General features: G+C 65.4%; 15 protein-coding genes. 12 read left to right on the plus strand and 3 right to left on the minus strand.

All coding sequences use genetic code 11. The annotated features are described in order from the left end of the window. The first annotated feature begins 379 nt into the window (after positions 1 to 379). The 7 genes from CQ039_RS16260 to CQ039_RS16290 all read left to right on the plus strand — a co-directional run bounded on the left by CQ039_RS16260 (position 380) and on the right by CQ039_RS16290 (position 8,048). Positions 380 to 1,702 carry a glycosyltransferase family 1 protein gene (locus tag CQ039_RS16260; protein ID WP_105564970.1) on the plus strand — a complete coding sequence of 441 codons (1,323 nt, stop codon included), beginning with the start codon at positions 380 to 382 and terminating at the stop codon, positions 1,700 to 1,702. A 1-nt stretch (position 1,703) separates the two neighbouring features. Next, the gene (cysD, locus tag CQ039_RS16265) at positions 1,704 to 2,621 is read left to right on the plus strand and encodes a sulfate adenylyltransferase subunit CysD (RefSeq protein WP_105564969.1); all 918 of its coding nucleotides are present in this window, start codon (positions 1,704 to 1,706) and stop codon (positions 2,619 to 2,621) included. After that, positions 2,621 to 4,453, plus strand: a complete 1,833-nt coding sequence (gene cysC, locus CQ039_RS16270; protein ID WP_105564968.1) for an adenylyl-sulfate kinase — start codon at positions 2,621 to 2,623, stop codon at positions 4,451 to 4,453. Before cysD ends, cysC begins: the two co-directional genes overlap by 1 nt. Positions 4,454 to 4,518: 65 nt before the next feature. Further along, entirely contained in the window at positions 4,519 to 5,316 is a 798-nt protein-coding gene (locus CQ039_RS16275; protein ID WP_105564967.1) for an ABC transporter permease, read from the plus strand. A 28-nt stretch (positions 5,317 to 5,344) separates the two neighbouring features. Further along, the gene (locus tag CQ039_RS16280; protein WP_233190337.1) at positions 5,345 to 6,514 is read left to right on the plus strand and encodes a chain-length determining protein; all 1,170 of its coding nucleotides are present in this window, start codon (positions 5,345 to 5,347) and stop codon (positions 6,512 to 6,514) included. Further along, entirely contained in the window at positions 6,514 to 7,182 is a 669-nt protein-coding gene (locus CQ039_RS16285) for an ABC transporter ATP-binding protein (RefSeq protein ID WP_105564966.1), read from the plus strand. The genes CQ039_RS16280 and CQ039_RS16285 overlap by 1 nt, the downstream gene beginning before the upstream one ends. 2 nt (positions 7,183 to 7,184) lie before the next feature. Continuing rightward, positions 7,185 to 8,048, plus strand: a complete 864-nt coding sequence (locus CQ039_RS16290; protein ID WP_105564965.1) for a hypothetical protein — start codon at positions 7,185 to 7,187, stop codon at positions 8,046 to 8,048. A 75-nt stretch (positions 8,049 to 8,123) separates the two neighbouring features. On the opposite strand, the gene CQ039_RS16295 is transcribed toward CQ039_RS16290, so the two are convergent. Beyond that, complete coding sequence (locus CQ039_RS16295; protein ID WP_233190336.1) at positions 8,124 to 9,095, minus strand: cell wall hydrolase; 972 nt, start codon at positions 9,093 to 9,095, stop codon at positions 8,124 to 8,126. A 114-nt stretch (positions 9,096 to 9,209) separates the two neighbouring features. Here CQ039_RS16295 and CQ039_RS16680 point away from each other — a divergent pair, with 114 nt between their 5' ends. The 3 genes from CQ039_RS16680 to CQ039_RS16310 are packed head-to-tail and all read left to right on the plus strand — an operon-like array spanning position 9,210 to position 11,926. Then, complete coding sequence (locus CQ039_RS16680) at positions 9,210 to 9,833, plus strand: prepilin-type N-terminal cleavage/methylation domain-containing protein (RefSeq protein ID WP_105568067.1); 624 nt, start codon at positions 9,210 to 9,212, stop codon at positions 9,831 to 9,833. Then, positions 9,820 to 10,875 carry a general secretion pathway protein GspK gene (locus tag CQ039_RS16305; RefSeq protein WP_105564964.1) on the plus strand — a complete coding sequence of 352 codons (1,056 nt, stop codon included), beginning with the start codon at positions 9,820 to 9,822 and terminating at the stop codon, positions 10,873 to 10,875. The genes CQ039_RS16680 and CQ039_RS16305 overlap by 14 nt, the downstream gene beginning before the upstream one ends. Further along, positions 10,844 to 11,926, plus strand: a complete 1,083-nt coding sequence (locus CQ039_RS16310; RefSeq protein WP_105564963.1) for a hypothetical protein — start codon at positions 10,844 to 10,846, stop codon at positions 11,924 to 11,926. The genes CQ039_RS16305 and CQ039_RS16310 overlap by 32 nt, the downstream gene beginning before the upstream one ends. 1 nt (position 11,927) lies before the next feature. Here CQ039_RS16310 and CQ039_RS16315 read toward each other — a convergent pair whose 3' ends face one another. After that, positions 11,928 to 12,395 carry a Tfp pilus assembly protein FimT/FimU gene (locus CQ039_RS16315; RefSeq protein ID WP_158256032.1) on the minus strand — a complete coding sequence of 156 codons (468 nt, stop codon included), beginning with the start codon at positions 12,393 to 12,395 and terminating at the stop codon, positions 11,928 to 11,930. Then, the gene (gspG, locus tag CQ039_RS16320; protein WP_105564971.1) at positions 12,370 to 12,840 is read right to left on the minus strand and encodes a type II secretion system major pseudopilin GspG; all 471 of its coding nucleotides are present in this window, start codon (positions 12,838 to 12,840) and stop codon (positions 12,370 to 12,372) included. Before gspG ends, CQ039_RS16315 begins: the two co-directional genes overlap by 26 nt. A 131-nt stretch (positions 12,841 to 12,971) precedes the next feature. On the opposite strand from gspG, the gene CQ039_RS16325 reads away from it, so the two are divergent. Together CQ039_RS16325 and CQ039_RS16330 are read left to right on the plus strand one after the other, a co-directional pair. Further along, positions 12,972 to 13,646, plus strand: a complete 675-nt coding sequence (locus CQ039_RS16325; protein ID WP_146112150.1) for a hypothetical protein — start codon at positions 12,972 to 12,974, stop codon at positions 13,644 to 13,646. Next, on the plus strand, positions 13,643 to 13,850 hold a 208-nt coding region (locus CQ039_RS16330; RefSeq protein WP_146112151.1), incomplete at its 3' end, for a hypothetical protein. The genes CQ039_RS16325 and CQ039_RS16330, both read left to right, overlap by 4 nt.

Genomic DNA, 13,850 nt, shown 5'->3' on the forward strand with positions numbered 1-13,850 from the left:
TTGATGTCGTCGATGATGTGATAGCCGGCGTCGACTGCGCCGTACCAGCCGTCCGGCTCAGCCGAAGCGGCGCCAGCCGACAGGGCCAGAGCCGCCGCCGCGCTAGATGCCAGGATCAAACTCTTGACGCGCATGGATGCGGCCCTCCGAGATCAGTTGTTCGAGGACGACGGATACGTCGCCTACCCCACTCCCTATCAGCGTTGCCGTGAGTGGTCGAGCCGCAAACGCCCAATTTACCGAAGGTTGCAACACACCGTGACCCTCAGGCTACAGGGTTTAACGCGGCGTTAAGCCAATATCACCGCTCAGATCGGACCTTGACCTGAGCTGCCGCCTGTCGTCCACATCCGCCCGAACCTTAGGTCCTCGGAATTTCATGACTTCTATATGCATCGACGGCTTTAACCTGGCCCTGGCCAAGGGAACGGGTATCGCGACCTACGGACGGAACCTTCTGGACAGCGCCCGCGTCGCCGGCTTCGGCACCCAGGTTCTCTATGGCCCCGCAGCGCGCCGACGCAACGACAACCTGTTGAACGAGACCGCGCTGGTCGACGCCGAACGCCCGCCGCAGAAGTTGAACCGCAAACGAAAGATCGAGCGTTTCGCCGACACTTTCATGTCGCGCTACGGTCGAACCGCCCATTCCATCCTGCCTTCGGGCGAGGTCATCTGGCCGGCGCGATCCGGCGGACGGCCCGCCGCCGACCGATTCTGGGCCGCGCGCGACCTATTCACCCACGCCAACCGCTGCTTCGCCGCCTATGGCAAGGAGACCCCGGTCTCGTTCGAGGCCACGGCTGGGGCCCCTGCGCCCGACGTCATGCACTGGACCGCCACCCTGCCGCTGCACGCGCGCAAGGTTCCCAACATCTACACGATTCACGACCTGATCCCGCTGCGCCTGCCGCACACCACCCTGGACGACAAGGCGACCTATCGCGCCCTATGCGACGCCATCGCCCGCCGCGCCGACCATATCGCCGTCGTTTCGGAGACGACGCGTCAGGACGTCATCCGCCTTCTGGGCGTCAGCGAGGACCGCGTCACCAACACCTACCAGGCTGTCAGCCTGCCTCAGAAGCTGACATCGCGCAGCCAGGCTGAGGTCACGCTGGAACTGGAAGGCGTCTTCAACCTGGGCTGGAAGGACTACTTCCTGCACTTCGGGGCCATCGAACCCAAGAAAAACCTGGGTCGGGTCGTCGAGGCCTATCTGGCTTCGGGCAGCCAGACGCCCCTGGTCATCATCGGCGGCCGGGCCTGGCTGGACGAGGGCGAGACCGCCCTGCTGAACCAGGTGAAACGCGACGGCGGCCCCAGCGCCGACCGTATCCGCCAGTACGAATACATGCCCTTCGCCATGCTGATCAGTCTGATCCGGGGTGCCAAGGCCACGCTGTTCCCCTCGCTGTATGAAGGCTTCGGCTTGCCGGTGCTGGAATCCATGGCCCTGTCGACTGCGGTGCTGACGTCGACCGGCGGCTCCCTTCCAGAAGTGGCCGGCGATGCGGCCGTGATTGTCGATCCCTATGACGTCCAGGCCATCACACGCGGCATCCAGGCTTTGGACGCCGACGAAAGCCTGCGACTGGACCTGCAGGCGCGCGGCCTGGTCCAGGCCGGCAAGTTCACGCCCGAGGCCTATCAGGTGCGGCTGACGGAGCTCTATCGCAAGGTCGGGGTCTCGGCCGCCTGATATGACGACCGCCGCCGTTGACCGACTGACCCATCTGCAACGGCTTGAAGCCGAGAGCATCCACATCCTGCGAGAGGTGGCGGCCGAGTGCGCGCGCCCGGTGCTGCTCTATTCGATCGGCAAGGACTCGGCGGCCCTGCTGCATCTGGCGCGCAAGGCCTTCTATCCGGCCCCGCCGCCCTTCCCCCTGCTGCACGTGGACACGACGTGGAAGTTCCGCGCCATGTACGACCTGCGCGACCGGATGGCGGCAGAGAGCGGCGCGCGGCTGATCGTGCACCACAATCCCGAAGCCCAGGCGCAAGGGATCAACCCCTTCGACCACGGCTCGGCGGTCCATACCGACATGTGGAAGACCCAAGGCCTGAAACAGGCCCTCGACCTGCACGGCTTTGACGCCGCCATCGGGGGGGCGCGCCGCGACGAGGAGGCCAGCCGCGCCAAGGAGCGGATCTTCTCCTTCCGCGGCCCCGGCCACCGCTGGGACCCGCGCCGCCAGAGGCCGGAGTTGTGGAGCCTCTACAATGCCCGGGTCGCCCCTGGCGAAAGCATGCGCGTCTTCCCCCTGTCCAACTGGACCGAGATGGATGTGTGGGAATATGTGGCGCTGGAAAACATCCCGGTCGTCGATCTCTATTTCGCCGCCGAACGCCCCGTGGTCCGGCGCGACGGCGCCCTGATCGTGGTCGATGACGAGCGGATGCGACTGAACCCCGGCGAGACGCCCGAGATGATGTCTGTGCGGTTCCGCACCCTGGGCTGCTACCCCCTGTCAGGCGCGGTCGAGAGCACGGCCGCGACCCTGGACGCCGTCATCGCCGAAATGCGCGCCTCGCGCAGCTCCGAGCGCCAGGGCCGTCTGATCGACCGCGACCAGGCCGGCTCGATGGAGAAGAAGAAACAGGAGGGCTATTTCTGATGACGCCCTCTACGCTTCACCGCGACACCCTGCGTTTCATCACCTGCGGCTCGGTGGACGACGGCAAGTCGACCCTGATCGGCCGCCTGCTGCATGATGTCGGCGCCGTCCCGGACGATCAGGTCGCCGCCCTGCGCGACGCTGACGGACGACTGGACTTCTCGCTTCTGGTCGATGGCCTGCTGGCCGAGCGCGAGCAGGGCATCACCATCGACGTGGCCTATCGCTATTTCTCGACGCCGCGCCGCCAGTTCATCGTCGCCGATACGCCGGGCCACGAACAATACACGCGTAACATGGCCACCGGCGCCTCGACCGCCGACGCCGCCGTGGTCCTGATCGACGCGCGCAAGGGCGTGCTGACCCAGACGCGGCGGCACAGCCACATCGTTTCCCTGCTGGGCGTACGCCACGTCATCCTGGCCGTGACCAAGATGGACATGGTCGCCTGGTCGCAGGACGCCTTCGACGCCATCGTCGCCGACTACCTCTCCTTCGCCGAGGCCGCCGGTCTGCCGACACCTGTCGCCATTCCTGTCTCCGGCGTGAATGGCGACAACCTGGCCCGGCCCGGCGAGGCGGCGGAATGGTATGCGGGGCCGACCCTGCTGCAGATACTGGAAACCCTGCCAACCGCCGCCGAGACCGCCCGGCCCTTCCGCATGGCGGTCCAGGGCGTCAACCGCCCCAACCTCGACTTCCGCGGTTATACGGGCCGCATCGCCAGCGGCGCCGTCGCGGTGGGCGACGCCGTCGCCGTCTCGCCGTCCGGCGTGCGCTCGCGCGTTGAACGGATCGTCGTCATGGGCGGCGACCTGGACCAAGCGCAAGCCGGCCAGTCCGTCACCCTGACCTTCACCGACGAGATCGACGTGACACGCGGCGATGTTCTGGCCGCCGCCGATGCGCCGCTGGAGGCCGCCGACCAGTTCGAGGCCACCATCGTCTGGATGGCTGAGGCCGAACTGATCCCCGGCCGCGTCTATGATCTGAAGATCGGCGCCCGCACCGTCTCCGCCCAGGTCACCGACATTCGCCATCGGGTGAACGTCAACACCCAGGAAAAGCTGTCCGCGCGCACCCTGGACCTGAACGACATCGGCGTCTGCCACCTGTCCCTGGGTCAGGACGTGGCCTTCGAGCCCTATACGGTCGATCGCGAATTGGGCGCCTTTATCCTGATCGACCGGCTGACGCGGGCCACGGTCGGCGCCGGCATGATCCATTTCGCCCTGCGACGGGCGCACAATATCCACCGCCAGGCCATCAAGGTCGATCGTGCCCAGCGCGCCGCGCTGAAGGGCCAGAAGCCCGCCGTCGTCTGGTTCACCGGCCTGTCCGGCTCGGGCAAGTCCACCATCGCCAACCTGGTCGAGGAACTGCTGACCGCCGAGGGTCGCCACGCCTATCTGATCGACGGCGACAACCTGCGTCACGGCCTCAGCCGCGACCTGGGCTTCACCGAGGCCGACCGCGTCGAGAATATCCGTCGCGCCGCCGAGGTCGCGCGAATGATGGCCGACGCCGGCCTGATCGTTCTGGTGTCTCTGATCTCGCCCTTCCGCGCCGAACGCGCCATGGCGCGCGACATGATGGGCGACATCGACTTCATCGAGGTCTTCGTCGATGCCCCCCTTGAGGTCGTGGAGGCCCGCGACGTCAAAGGGCTTTACGCCAAGGCCCGGCGCGGAGAGCTGTTGAACTTCACCGGCATCGATAGCCCCTACGAGACGCCACATTCGCCAGAAATTCATGTTAGGACGGATACGAAGACGCTGGATCAGTCTGCGCGCGCCGTTCTGAGCATTGTTTTTCCAGCGACACAGCCTTGAAGGTTCAATTTATGGTCGAACTGAACCCGTCAGACTCAGGATCATCAAGGACGGCGCCAGCTGGAATGCGTCGCGCCGGTCCCTATCGGATGTTCGCGGCTGCGGCTCACCACCTGCGCATCGTCGGCGCGCTCATCATGCGCGAAATGGCGACCCGTTACGGCCGACAAGGTCTCGGCTTCGCCTGGCTGGTCGGGGAGCCGCTGATCTTCTGCTTCGGCGTCATAATCCTGTGGTCGTTCACCAAGCCGCCCTATGAGCACGGCATCCGATTGGCGCCTTTCGTCATGACCGGTTACATGAGCCTGATCATGATCCGGCACATGATCGGCCTGCTGACCTCGGCGATCCAATCCAACCTGGGCCTGCTCTATCATCGGCAGATAACGCCCATGCATATTCTCACCAGCCGGATCATCCTCGAACTCGGCGGAGCCACATCCGCCTTCATGGTCGTTTACCTCGTGCTTCTGAGCATCAACCAGGTCGGCCTGCCGCATGACTACCTGCTCCTCTACAGCGGCTGGCTGACCCTGACCTTTGTCGCTGTCGGGATTGCGCTGGTGCTGACCGGGCTGGCCATGCGTTTTGAGCTTTTTGAACGCCTGATTTCCCTGATCAGCTACGCCATGATCCCGCTCTCGGGCGCATTTTTCATGGTCGCGTGGGTTCCTGCCGCGGCTCGAGATATTTATTTGTCCGTCCCCTTGGTGCACGGCGTGGAAATGATTCGTGCGGGCGTATTCGGCGAGTTCGTTCCGACCTATTACAATCCGATCTATGCGATCACCTGGGGAGCGGTGTTGAATATCGCGGGTTTGCTGCTTATCGCTGGCGCACGCGAACACATGTCTTCCGAATAATCTCCACAAATTTGCTCAGATAAGGCAAATGTCGCGCATGGCCGATACAAAGCTGCAGTACCTGGGTGCCCTACCCAAATTGCTTCCCGCACGATCTGGGGGAAAGCATCGACGCAAGGCGCCGGTCGGCTTCCTGATCGTGGTGGCTCTGCCCACGCTGCTGGCCTGCCTGTACTACCTGGTCATCGCCTCGCCTCGCTATGTCTCTGAAGCGCGGTTTGTCGTCCGTTCCGCCAATGTCGCCCAGCCCTCTACCGTCGGCATGGCGCTGCACGTCGCCGGCTTCTCAACAGGGATCAACGACGCTTTCGCCGTCCACGAGTATCTGACGTCGCGCGACAGCTTGCAGCAGCTTGATAAGCAGTTTGACCTGCGCGCCGTCCTTGGCCGTAAAGGCGCCGATGCGCTCGCCCGCTATCCTCGCCCTTGGGAAGGCCAGAGCGAGGAAGCTCTCTACAAGGCGTTCCAACGCTTCCTGACCGTCGGCTATGATTCGACGACCGGTATCAGCACCATCCGCGTCGAGGCCTTCCGCCCCCAGGACGCCCGGGCTCTGAACCTTGCCCTTCTCGACAGTGGCGAAAAGCTGATCAATCAGCTCAATGATCGCGCCGCCGCCAATGCGGTGAGCGATGCGGAACGAGACCAGAAGGTCGCCGTCGCAGCCGCTGAAAACGCCAGGCAGGCCCTGACCAACTTCCGAAACAGCGCCCGCTTCATCGACCCCCGGACCGAAGCGGCCGAAAGCACTCAGATCACAGCAACCCTTCTGGTCACGATCGCTCAGTTGAAGGCGGAACGCGATCAACTCGCCGCCGAGGCGCCGGCGAGTCCCCAGTTGGCCCCGCTGGACCGTCGGATCGGCGCCCTCGAGCGTCAGGTCTCCGAGGCGCGCGCGCGGATGGCCGGCGGCGCCGATTCACTGGCGCCCAAGGTGGGAACCTACGAGGATCTCATCTTGCAGCGCGAGATCGCCGAGCGCCGCGTCACGCAGGCAGAAGCCAGCCTGCTTTCCGCCCAGCAAGACGCCGCCAGGCAGAAGCTCTATCTGGAGCGCATCGTCGCCCCGAGCCTCCCTGACAAGGGGACGGCTCCGAACCGCTGGAAGGCCATTCTGACCATTTTCGCATCCTCGATGCTCTTGTACGCCATCGGCTGGCTCGTTTGGGCCGGCATCCGGGAGCACAGGCAGGACTAATGAGCCTCGAGCAACCGGGCCTGCGGGTCATCCAGGTCTCCAAGACCTATCGCGAGGCCAAGCGGTGCGTCTTCAGCGACGTCAATTTCGAGTTGGGCAGGTCTGGTCGACTGGCTCTTCTCGGCCGCAATGGCCAGGGAAAATCCACCCTGATCCGGATGCTGGGCGGAACGCTGCCGCCGACCACGGGCCGGATAGAGTGGAACATGACAACGTCATGGCCCATCGGCTTCGCTGGCGGCTTCCAGGGCAGCCTGTCCGGGCTCGACAACGTGCGGTTTCTTTCGCGCCTCTATAAACGTGACTATCATGAGACGCTGGAACGCGTGGATGACTTTGCGGAACTTGGGAAATCCCTCCGTGAGCCCGTTCGGCACTTCTCTTCCGGGATGCGCGCCAGGCTGGCGTTTGGCCTCTCTCTTGCGATCGAGTTCGATTGCTATCTGATCGACGAGCTGGTCGCGGTCGGCGACGCGCGTTTCCAGAGAAAATGTCAGGAAGCCCTCTTCCAGCACCGGGCGCACCGCGCTTTTCTCATGGCCTCGCACGACATCAACCTGGTGGCCAAATACTGCGACCGAGCCATGATCATCGAAAGCGGCAAGGCTAAGATTTTCGACGACATCGACGAAGCGGTTGAAGTCTACACCTGGCTGCGCGCCGCTTGACCATGTCTGATCCCAAGCAAGAATTCTGGCTGATCATTCCCCCCTGCGCCGACAGGGACGACTGGGTCGCCACGATCAAACCTCTGGCCGAGAGCGCAGGCTTCGCCCTAGTCTCCTCGACGGCTGAAGCCAGCCAGGCTGCGTCCGGCAAGGCCCTGATCCTGACACCCAACGCCGACGAACCACGCCAGGCGGGCGCTGCTTCACAAAATGTGGCCGTCATGTTGAGCGACGCCGGCCCCTTGCTCCCCAAGATCGATGCCGCGAGCGAACCCGCGCCGCGACACGCCGCAGTAAGGAACGCCTCCGAACTCGCCCTGCGAGGCTGCACCGCCTATCCGGAACGAGTTTTCACGGCGGATGCCTTGAAGCGGGGGCCCGTGGAGATCTTTCCCGGCCTTAAACTGTCTGGCCCGGCATCAGCCGCTGCATCGGATCGCAACCGCGCTCTCAGCGAAGCCTTTTCAGTTTACGCCGCCGACCAGAGCTTCTGGGGCAGCGAGATTTTCGACATCAACGCCAAGGTCGTTCGCCACCATGATGGACAGGTCGTTTTCGACCTGACCGGCCGTCCGCGCATTCTGATCTTCGGCCCCTATATCGTCATGCCTGCGGGACGCTGGAAAGCCGTTGTTCGCCTTGGCTTCAGCGCCCCTACAGCCAAGCATAGATACCGGGCCGACTGGGGGGAGCAGGAGGTCTATACCTCGTATGAGTTCCATCCCGGCCGCGACGGCCTGTTTCAGCTTGAAATGGAATACGAGTGGGACAAGCCGTCAGCTTCGGAATTTCGATTGCTCCTGCTCGAGGGGGCATTTGACGGCGAAGTGACCTTCTTCGGCGCGCAGATCACTCGAATCGGTTAGCGCGCCGCTAGGTCTCCGAAAACCAACCCCAATCACGTCCGCAACGAGGGGACCGCAGTTGGATGTCTCGCCCCGTCACGACCCTGTCGTTGCTCCGACCTCGGGCGAAGTCGCCTGGGCCATTTGAGTCGTGACCAGAGCATAGGCCCTGTCCAACGCCTCATTACGCATGAACAGCGGCTGAGCCGCCGGCGCGGGGATCGGCTCGTAGGCGCCGGGCGTCGATCCGCCGTTCAAGGGCGCGCCATAGAAGATATGCGCCCCGATCTGACGCACGCGCGACAGTCTCTGTCCCCACGACGGACGGACATAGTTGGCGTGATAATTGACCGAGTTCCGGGGCAGTTGGCTAGCCGAACGCCCCTCATAGACCTCGCGCGCGATGCGTTCTGCCCGCGCCCAGGCGACCGCGTTGACCGCGCGCCGCCCGATCGAGCCGTCGCAGGTGAAGGTGAACTGGCAGGTGCGGCTGTTGCGCTGATAGACCACCTCGCAGACCCGTTTGGGATAGGCGCGATGCCGCGAGCGGTTCAGCACCACCTCGGCCACCGCCGCCTGCCCCGCCTCGCTCTCATTGCGCGCCTCGTAATAGATGGCCTGGGTCAGGCATTCGAGATCGTTGTCCGGCACGCGTGGCGGCGTCTTCAGATCCAGGGTGGGCGGCGTATAGCCGGCGCGGCGCACGGTCGGCGTGGCGCCGGGATTGACGGCGGGCGGAGCAAAGGTCGCGGCGGGTTCGGCGCGGGACGGCGTCGTGGCGACTCGCACCGGACGGCGGTTCTCCACGCGTCGCTGCGGCGCAGCCCGCGGCGCGTCGGTCAGGCGAACGCCCTTTCCCTCCCGGACCATGGTCTGCAGGCGAGCGTTCAGGCGCGCGCGACGATCACGGTCGCTGTCGGCCGGTGCTTCAATGACCTGTGGAGCGTGGGCGGCGATCGGCCTGACCGCGCTGACCTCCGCCTGGGCCAATGGGACACGATTGGTCAGGCCCGCCCAAACGGCGCACCCCACCCCCCCAGCAATCACCACCGAGACGACGCCGCGCATCATCCCCCCCAAAGTTTCGCGTTCTCCATATCAGGCGGGGCCCCAAGCGCCAAGCTGAGGGCGCCGTTTCGCCCGATTGGCAGGGCGACCGCGAAGCCCTATCAAGGCGCTGTCATGCAGACTGCCCGCCGCGCCGGCTTTTCCCTGATTGAAGCCCTGGTCGTCCTGGCGATCGGCGGCATGGCGCTGGCTGTCATCTTCTCGATCGGCATCAAGGCCGGCGATACCGGCTTTTCGCTGGGCCGACGCGCCATGTCGGTCGCCGACGCCGATGTGGCGATCAGCGACCTGCGCGCCATCATCCGCAGCCTGAGCGTGCGGCCGACCGCCACCATCATCGAAGGCGTTGATCAGCCCATCCTCGCCGGACCGGAACGACTGGAGGCCGACGCGGTGATGGAGCGGGCCACCGGCTGCGCGCCTCAGGGCTGGGCCGGGCGACTGACCCTGACCATCGAGACCCAAGGCGACGAAAAAGTGCTGATGTGCGAGGCCGGACCGCGCAAGACGCCCATTATGAACCTGCCCCGCGGTGCGACCGCCGCATTTTCCTATTCAACCGACAGTACGACCTGGACGCCCGCCTACGAGAGTCCGAGCGCGCCCAGCAATACCGCAGAGTCCTTCCGCAGTTTTTCCCTGTGGGTGCGGCTGAACGCCGAACCGACCCTGGATGTCGTGGACCTGGCCGCCTCCGGTCGTCCCGAGCGATGGACGAGGCCCGATGCCCCGTTCTGATCGCACCAAGCCAAGACTGGGTCGCGCCGGCTTCGCCCTGCCGGCCGTGCTCGCCGTTACAGGCGTGGTGACGCTGATCTTTCTGGTCGCCATCACCGCCCTGGCCAGCCTGACCGCCGAGGCCAATTCGGCGCGGGCGCGGATGCGTTTTCTGCAGCGCGCCCTGAGCGCCGAGGCCGCCCTGGCCTATATGGCCGCCACCGAGCCCATGAGGGCGAACGGCTTGTCGTTGAACGACATTCGCGCCTTCAATGAATATGGCGAAACCCAACCGGGAGAGACGCCGTCCGGTTTGGCCGTGGAACTGGTCCGCCTCGACAGTCGGCCCTACCTGATGGATGTCGACGGGCCGCTAGTGCTTCGCCTTCAGGATCAGGCCGGGATGATCAATCTGATGCGGCTGGATGGCCCGCCCCTGACCCGGCTGCTGGAACGGCTCGGCGTGGCGGCCTCCCAACGCGACATCCTGGCCGCACGCTATCAGGATTATGTCGATCTGGACGATCTCAATCAGCCCAACGGCGCCGAGCGTCGCGACTATGCCGATGGCGGGCCGCCCAATCGTCCCCTGTTGCGACCCTCGGAATGGCTGTCGGTGCTAGGCGCGCGCGACGCCGTGGATCGGGACCGTTGGCGGGCCATGCGCGACAAGCTGGCGTCCGACCCCATTTCCAGCGCGATCAACATCAATACGGCCAGCCCGGAAGCCTTGGCCGTGTTGTTTGATTTGACCGAAGACCAAGCCGCCGCCGTGTTGCGGGAACGCGAAGTCGCGCCCCTTCTTTCGATCAACGCGCTTGAGACCGCCACCGGCGCCCAGCCGGTCTGGGACTACGAGCAGGTCTATACCTTCCCTGCCAGCTCCATTCTCTTTACCCTGAGCGACACCCGCTCAGCCTGGACCTATCGAGCGCGCCTGTCCCTGACCCCTTCCGGTCTTGAGCAGCCGCTCTGGATCGATCAAACTGAGCTTACAGAGGCTCCCCGCCGAGCCGTGGCCGACACATCCAATGCAACTCGACTTTCTTACGCCCCGCGTTGAGCGGCTCAGCCATGACGGCGTCATCGACGTCGTCCACCCTGGCGGCGTCCTGGGACGGATGCTGCGTCGGCCCGTCCTTCTGCTGGCCCGAGATCTTTGCGCCTTCGGCCTGTTCCACACCGCCGCCCTGCCGCGCGGTCGGCGGCGACAGGCCGCCGCGCTGCACGCCCGCGTCGCGGCGCCCTATGTCAGGTCCAACTCGACCCTGACCAAGGCGGGCGACGACTTCGGCGTCTGGTGGTGGGACGCGGATCGCGTTGAGACCCTGCTGGCCGCTCGCGCCACGTCGACCCGCCCCCTGGTCAGCCCTGAGACCCTGGCCCAGCCACGCGGCGAGGCCTGGCGCATCGTCCGGCTGAAGCTCGGCTACGAAGCTCAGTTGTGGCGCGACAAGGCTCTGGTCGCCTCGGCCTGGCGGCGAGACCGCTACGACCTCGCCGCTTGGTCGGCCTTCGTGCGGCTGCAACGCGCCGCCGATCCCGCGCCGGAAAATCCGCCGGCGCCAAGCGATCTACCCATCGCCTTCGACAACCGTGACGCCTTTGCCCTGGCGCCGGTCGAGCTGACGCGCGAGCAACTGGCCCTTACAGCCGGCGGCGGCGTGGTCCTGGCCTCGCTCTGCTTCGGCGCCTTCCTGTTCGGCCAGGGCTATCAGCTATCGAAGGACACGGACCGGGTCGAAGTCGAGACTGCAGAAATCCGCGCCTCCACGCCGCGCCCCGCCGCCGTGCGCAATCTGGACGCCGGCCAGAAGAAGCTGATCGCCTATCGACAGATCGAAGAGCAGACCAGTCCGCTGAGCGCCGCCGGCGCCGCCGTCGGCATCCTGGCCTTCCACGACCTGACGCCCACATCGCTGAACGCCGAGACCGAGACGCTCAGCTTCATCCTGCCCTACGCCGCCATCGAAAAGATCGCGCCCCTGGTCGATGATCTGGAAAGCTCGGGCTATTTCCACGATGTCCAGCCGCGCACCGATGGCGCGGGCCAGACCATGACGCTGGAAATGAAGGTGCGCGAGGCGGCCCCGCCGCTAACGCCCGAGCCTTGAGCTAGGAGGCCGCGCCGCCCTTGGCGGGGGGCGCCTGCAGCCGGACGAACCGGCAGGTCCCGTCATCGGTGCGCAGAGTCATGACCACCCGATCCTGATTGATCAGGTTGGCGCTGACGGTCGAGCAGCCGCCGCCCTCGGCGATATCCAGTGCCGGCGCCAAGGTGTAACGCCAGGGCGCCCGCAGTTCGAGCAGGCGATCCTCCCCCTCGCGAGGCATGGACGGGTCCACCACACGCAGCGGCGTGCCCGTGCGGTTGGCCTCGCGCCGCAGATCCGAGACCTGACGCTGGAATTCGAAGAAGACCGCGTGCGACGTGGTCTGATCCAGCATCCGCGCCGTGGACGGCATGATGATGGCGGTGCTGAGCGCAAAGATCGCCAGCACCACCAGAACTTCAATCAGGGTGTAGCCGACCCGGCCACGCCGGGGCGGTGCGGGATCAGCGGGCCTGATCGGAGCTGACATCGGCATTGGCGCCCTGGCCGCCCTCGGCGCCGTCGGCGCCGTAGCTGATGACACGCGCGCGATTGTCCGGCGCGGCGTCGCCCGACGTTGAAACCGCCGGAGCGACATAGATGTACGGACGCGCCCACGGATCAGACGGCAGAGCCTTGTCCAGATAGGGACCGGACCAGCCGGGAACCTGTTCGGCGTTGGCCTGCATCAGCAGCCCCAGACCTTCCTGTTCGGTCGGCAGGCGACCGATATCCAGACGCATGGTCTCTAGCGCCGCTTCCAGCGAACGGATCTGCAGACGGGCGGTCTGGGTCTTGGACTTGTCCAGTTGCGCGAACAGACGCGGCCCGACCACCGCCGCGATCAGAGCGATGATCGACAGAACGACCAGGATCTCGAGCAGGCTGTAGCCTTCCCGCGTTCTGCGAGAATGATGCGAAGAGGCAACGTTCATCGAAAAACGTTGACGGAGACGGAGCCGGTCGCGGTGCATCAGACGATCGCCTTGGATTTCTAACTGTTATGAGCGTGTAACGTTGCTATAGCTCAGGGCAAATGGGGGGTCGATGCGAAATGCGGACCCGTGTGAGCAACACTGGATCGGGACGCGTCTTGCAGGGCTTCTTCGCTGACATGGTCGCCTTGACCCAGTCTTCGATCAACGGTCTCAAAGATCGTCTTCGCCGCACAACGTTGCGCGAGCGTGTCTTGCTGGGCGGGCTGGTGCTGGGCGCCGCGGTCTATGCCCCCGTCGCCGCCCTGGAATGGCGCACGACACAGGCTGAGCGCTATATCGACGCCCTGACCGACCAATCGACCGCCCGCCTGAGCGCCGCCGCCGCGCGTCGCGTGGCCGACGGCGCCGCCGATCGCCTGGCGCTGGAAGACATGAACAGCTGGGGTTTCGAGGCCACCAACTCGGCCGTAGCCCAGGTGCTGATCGAACAACGACTTCTGGAAGCCGCCGTCGCGACCGGGCTGCCCAATCCGCGCATCACCACCAACGCCGAAGTCGAGGCCATCGGCCCGACCCAGTGGCTGGAAGCCGAGGTTCAGACGGATCTGCGCTGGGGTCCCGCCTTTGCCTTTCTGGACAAGCTGGGCGAGTGGCCCGAGGGCTTTCGGGTGACGGCCTTCCGCTATGAGATCACGCCCTTCCACGGCAGGATTCGGGCGGGCGAGCCTGTGCCGGTGAACGGCAACATCCGTGTCACCCTGGCCTTCCCGGTGCGGATCGCGTCCCCCGGAGCCGCGTCATGAGACGACTGCTTTGGCTGGCGCCGCCCCTGATGCTGATTCTGGCCTTCCAGACCGGAGCCGCTCATCCCGGCCAGCCGGAAGAGCCCCCCGGCGTGGTGCGGGGCCAGTCGGCGCGGTCGGGCCCGGTCGTGCGTCCTGGGGAAAGCGTGGTGGGCGCCGTCGCCTTTCTGAAGACCCTGCGTTCCGACCCGCCGCCACCGCCTC

The organism is Brevundimonas sp. MYb52 (assembly GCF_002979535.1).
Lineage (GTDB): Bacteria > Pseudomonadota > Alphaproteobacteria > Caulobacterales > Caulobacteraceae > Brevundimonas.

Coding starts and splice junctions, on each gene's coding strand:
- CQ039_RS16295 (WP_233190336.1), bottom strand. CDS start 9,095: ATGCGCGGCGTCGTCTCGGTGGTGATTGCTGGGGGGGTGGGGTGCGCC.
- CQ039_RS16275 (WP_105564967.1), top strand. CDS start 4,519: ATGCGTCGCGCCGGTCCCTATCGGATGTTCGCGGCTGCGGCTCACCAC.
- CQ039_RS16305 (WP_105564964.1), top strand. CDS start 9,820: ATGCCCCGTTCTGATCGCACCAAGCCAAGACTGGGTCGCGCCGGCTTC.
- CQ039_RS16310 (WP_105564963.1), top strand. CDS start 10,844: ATGCAACTCGACTTTCTTACGCCCCGCGTTGAGCGGCTCAGCCATGAC.
- CQ039_RS16315 (WP_158256032.1), bottom strand. CDS start 12,395: ATGTCAGCTCCGATCAGGCCCGCTGATCCCGCACCGCCCCGGCGTGGC.
- cysD (WP_105564969.1), top strand. CDS start 1,704: ATGACGACCGCCGCCGTTGACCGACTGACCCATCTGCAACGGCTTGAA.
- CQ039_RS16260 (WP_105564970.1), top strand. CDS start 380: ATGACTTCTATATGCATCGACGGCTTTAACCTGGCCCTGGCCAAGGGA.
- CQ039_RS16285 (WP_105564966.1), top strand. CDS start 6,514: ATGAGCCTCGAGCAACCGGGCCTGCGGGTCATCCAGGTCTCCAAGACC.
- CQ039_RS16290 (WP_105564965.1), top strand. CDS start 7,185: ATGTCTGATCCCAAGCAAGAATTCTGGCTGATCATTCCCCCCTGCGCC.
- CQ039_RS16280 (WP_233190337.1), top strand. CDS start 5,345: ATGTCGCGCATGGCCGATACAAAGCTGCAGTACCTGGGTGCCCTACCC.
- cysC (WP_105564968.1), top strand. CDS start 2,621: ATGACGCCCTCTACGCTTCACCGCGACACCCTGCGTTTCATCACCTGC.
- gspG (WP_105564971.1), bottom strand. CDS start 12,840: ATGAACGTTGCCTCTTCGCATCATTCTCGCAGAACGCGGGAAGGCTAC.
- CQ039_RS16680 (WP_105568067.1), top strand. CDS start 9,210: ATGCAGACTGCCCGCCGCGCCGGCTTTTCCCTGATTGAAGCCCTGGTC.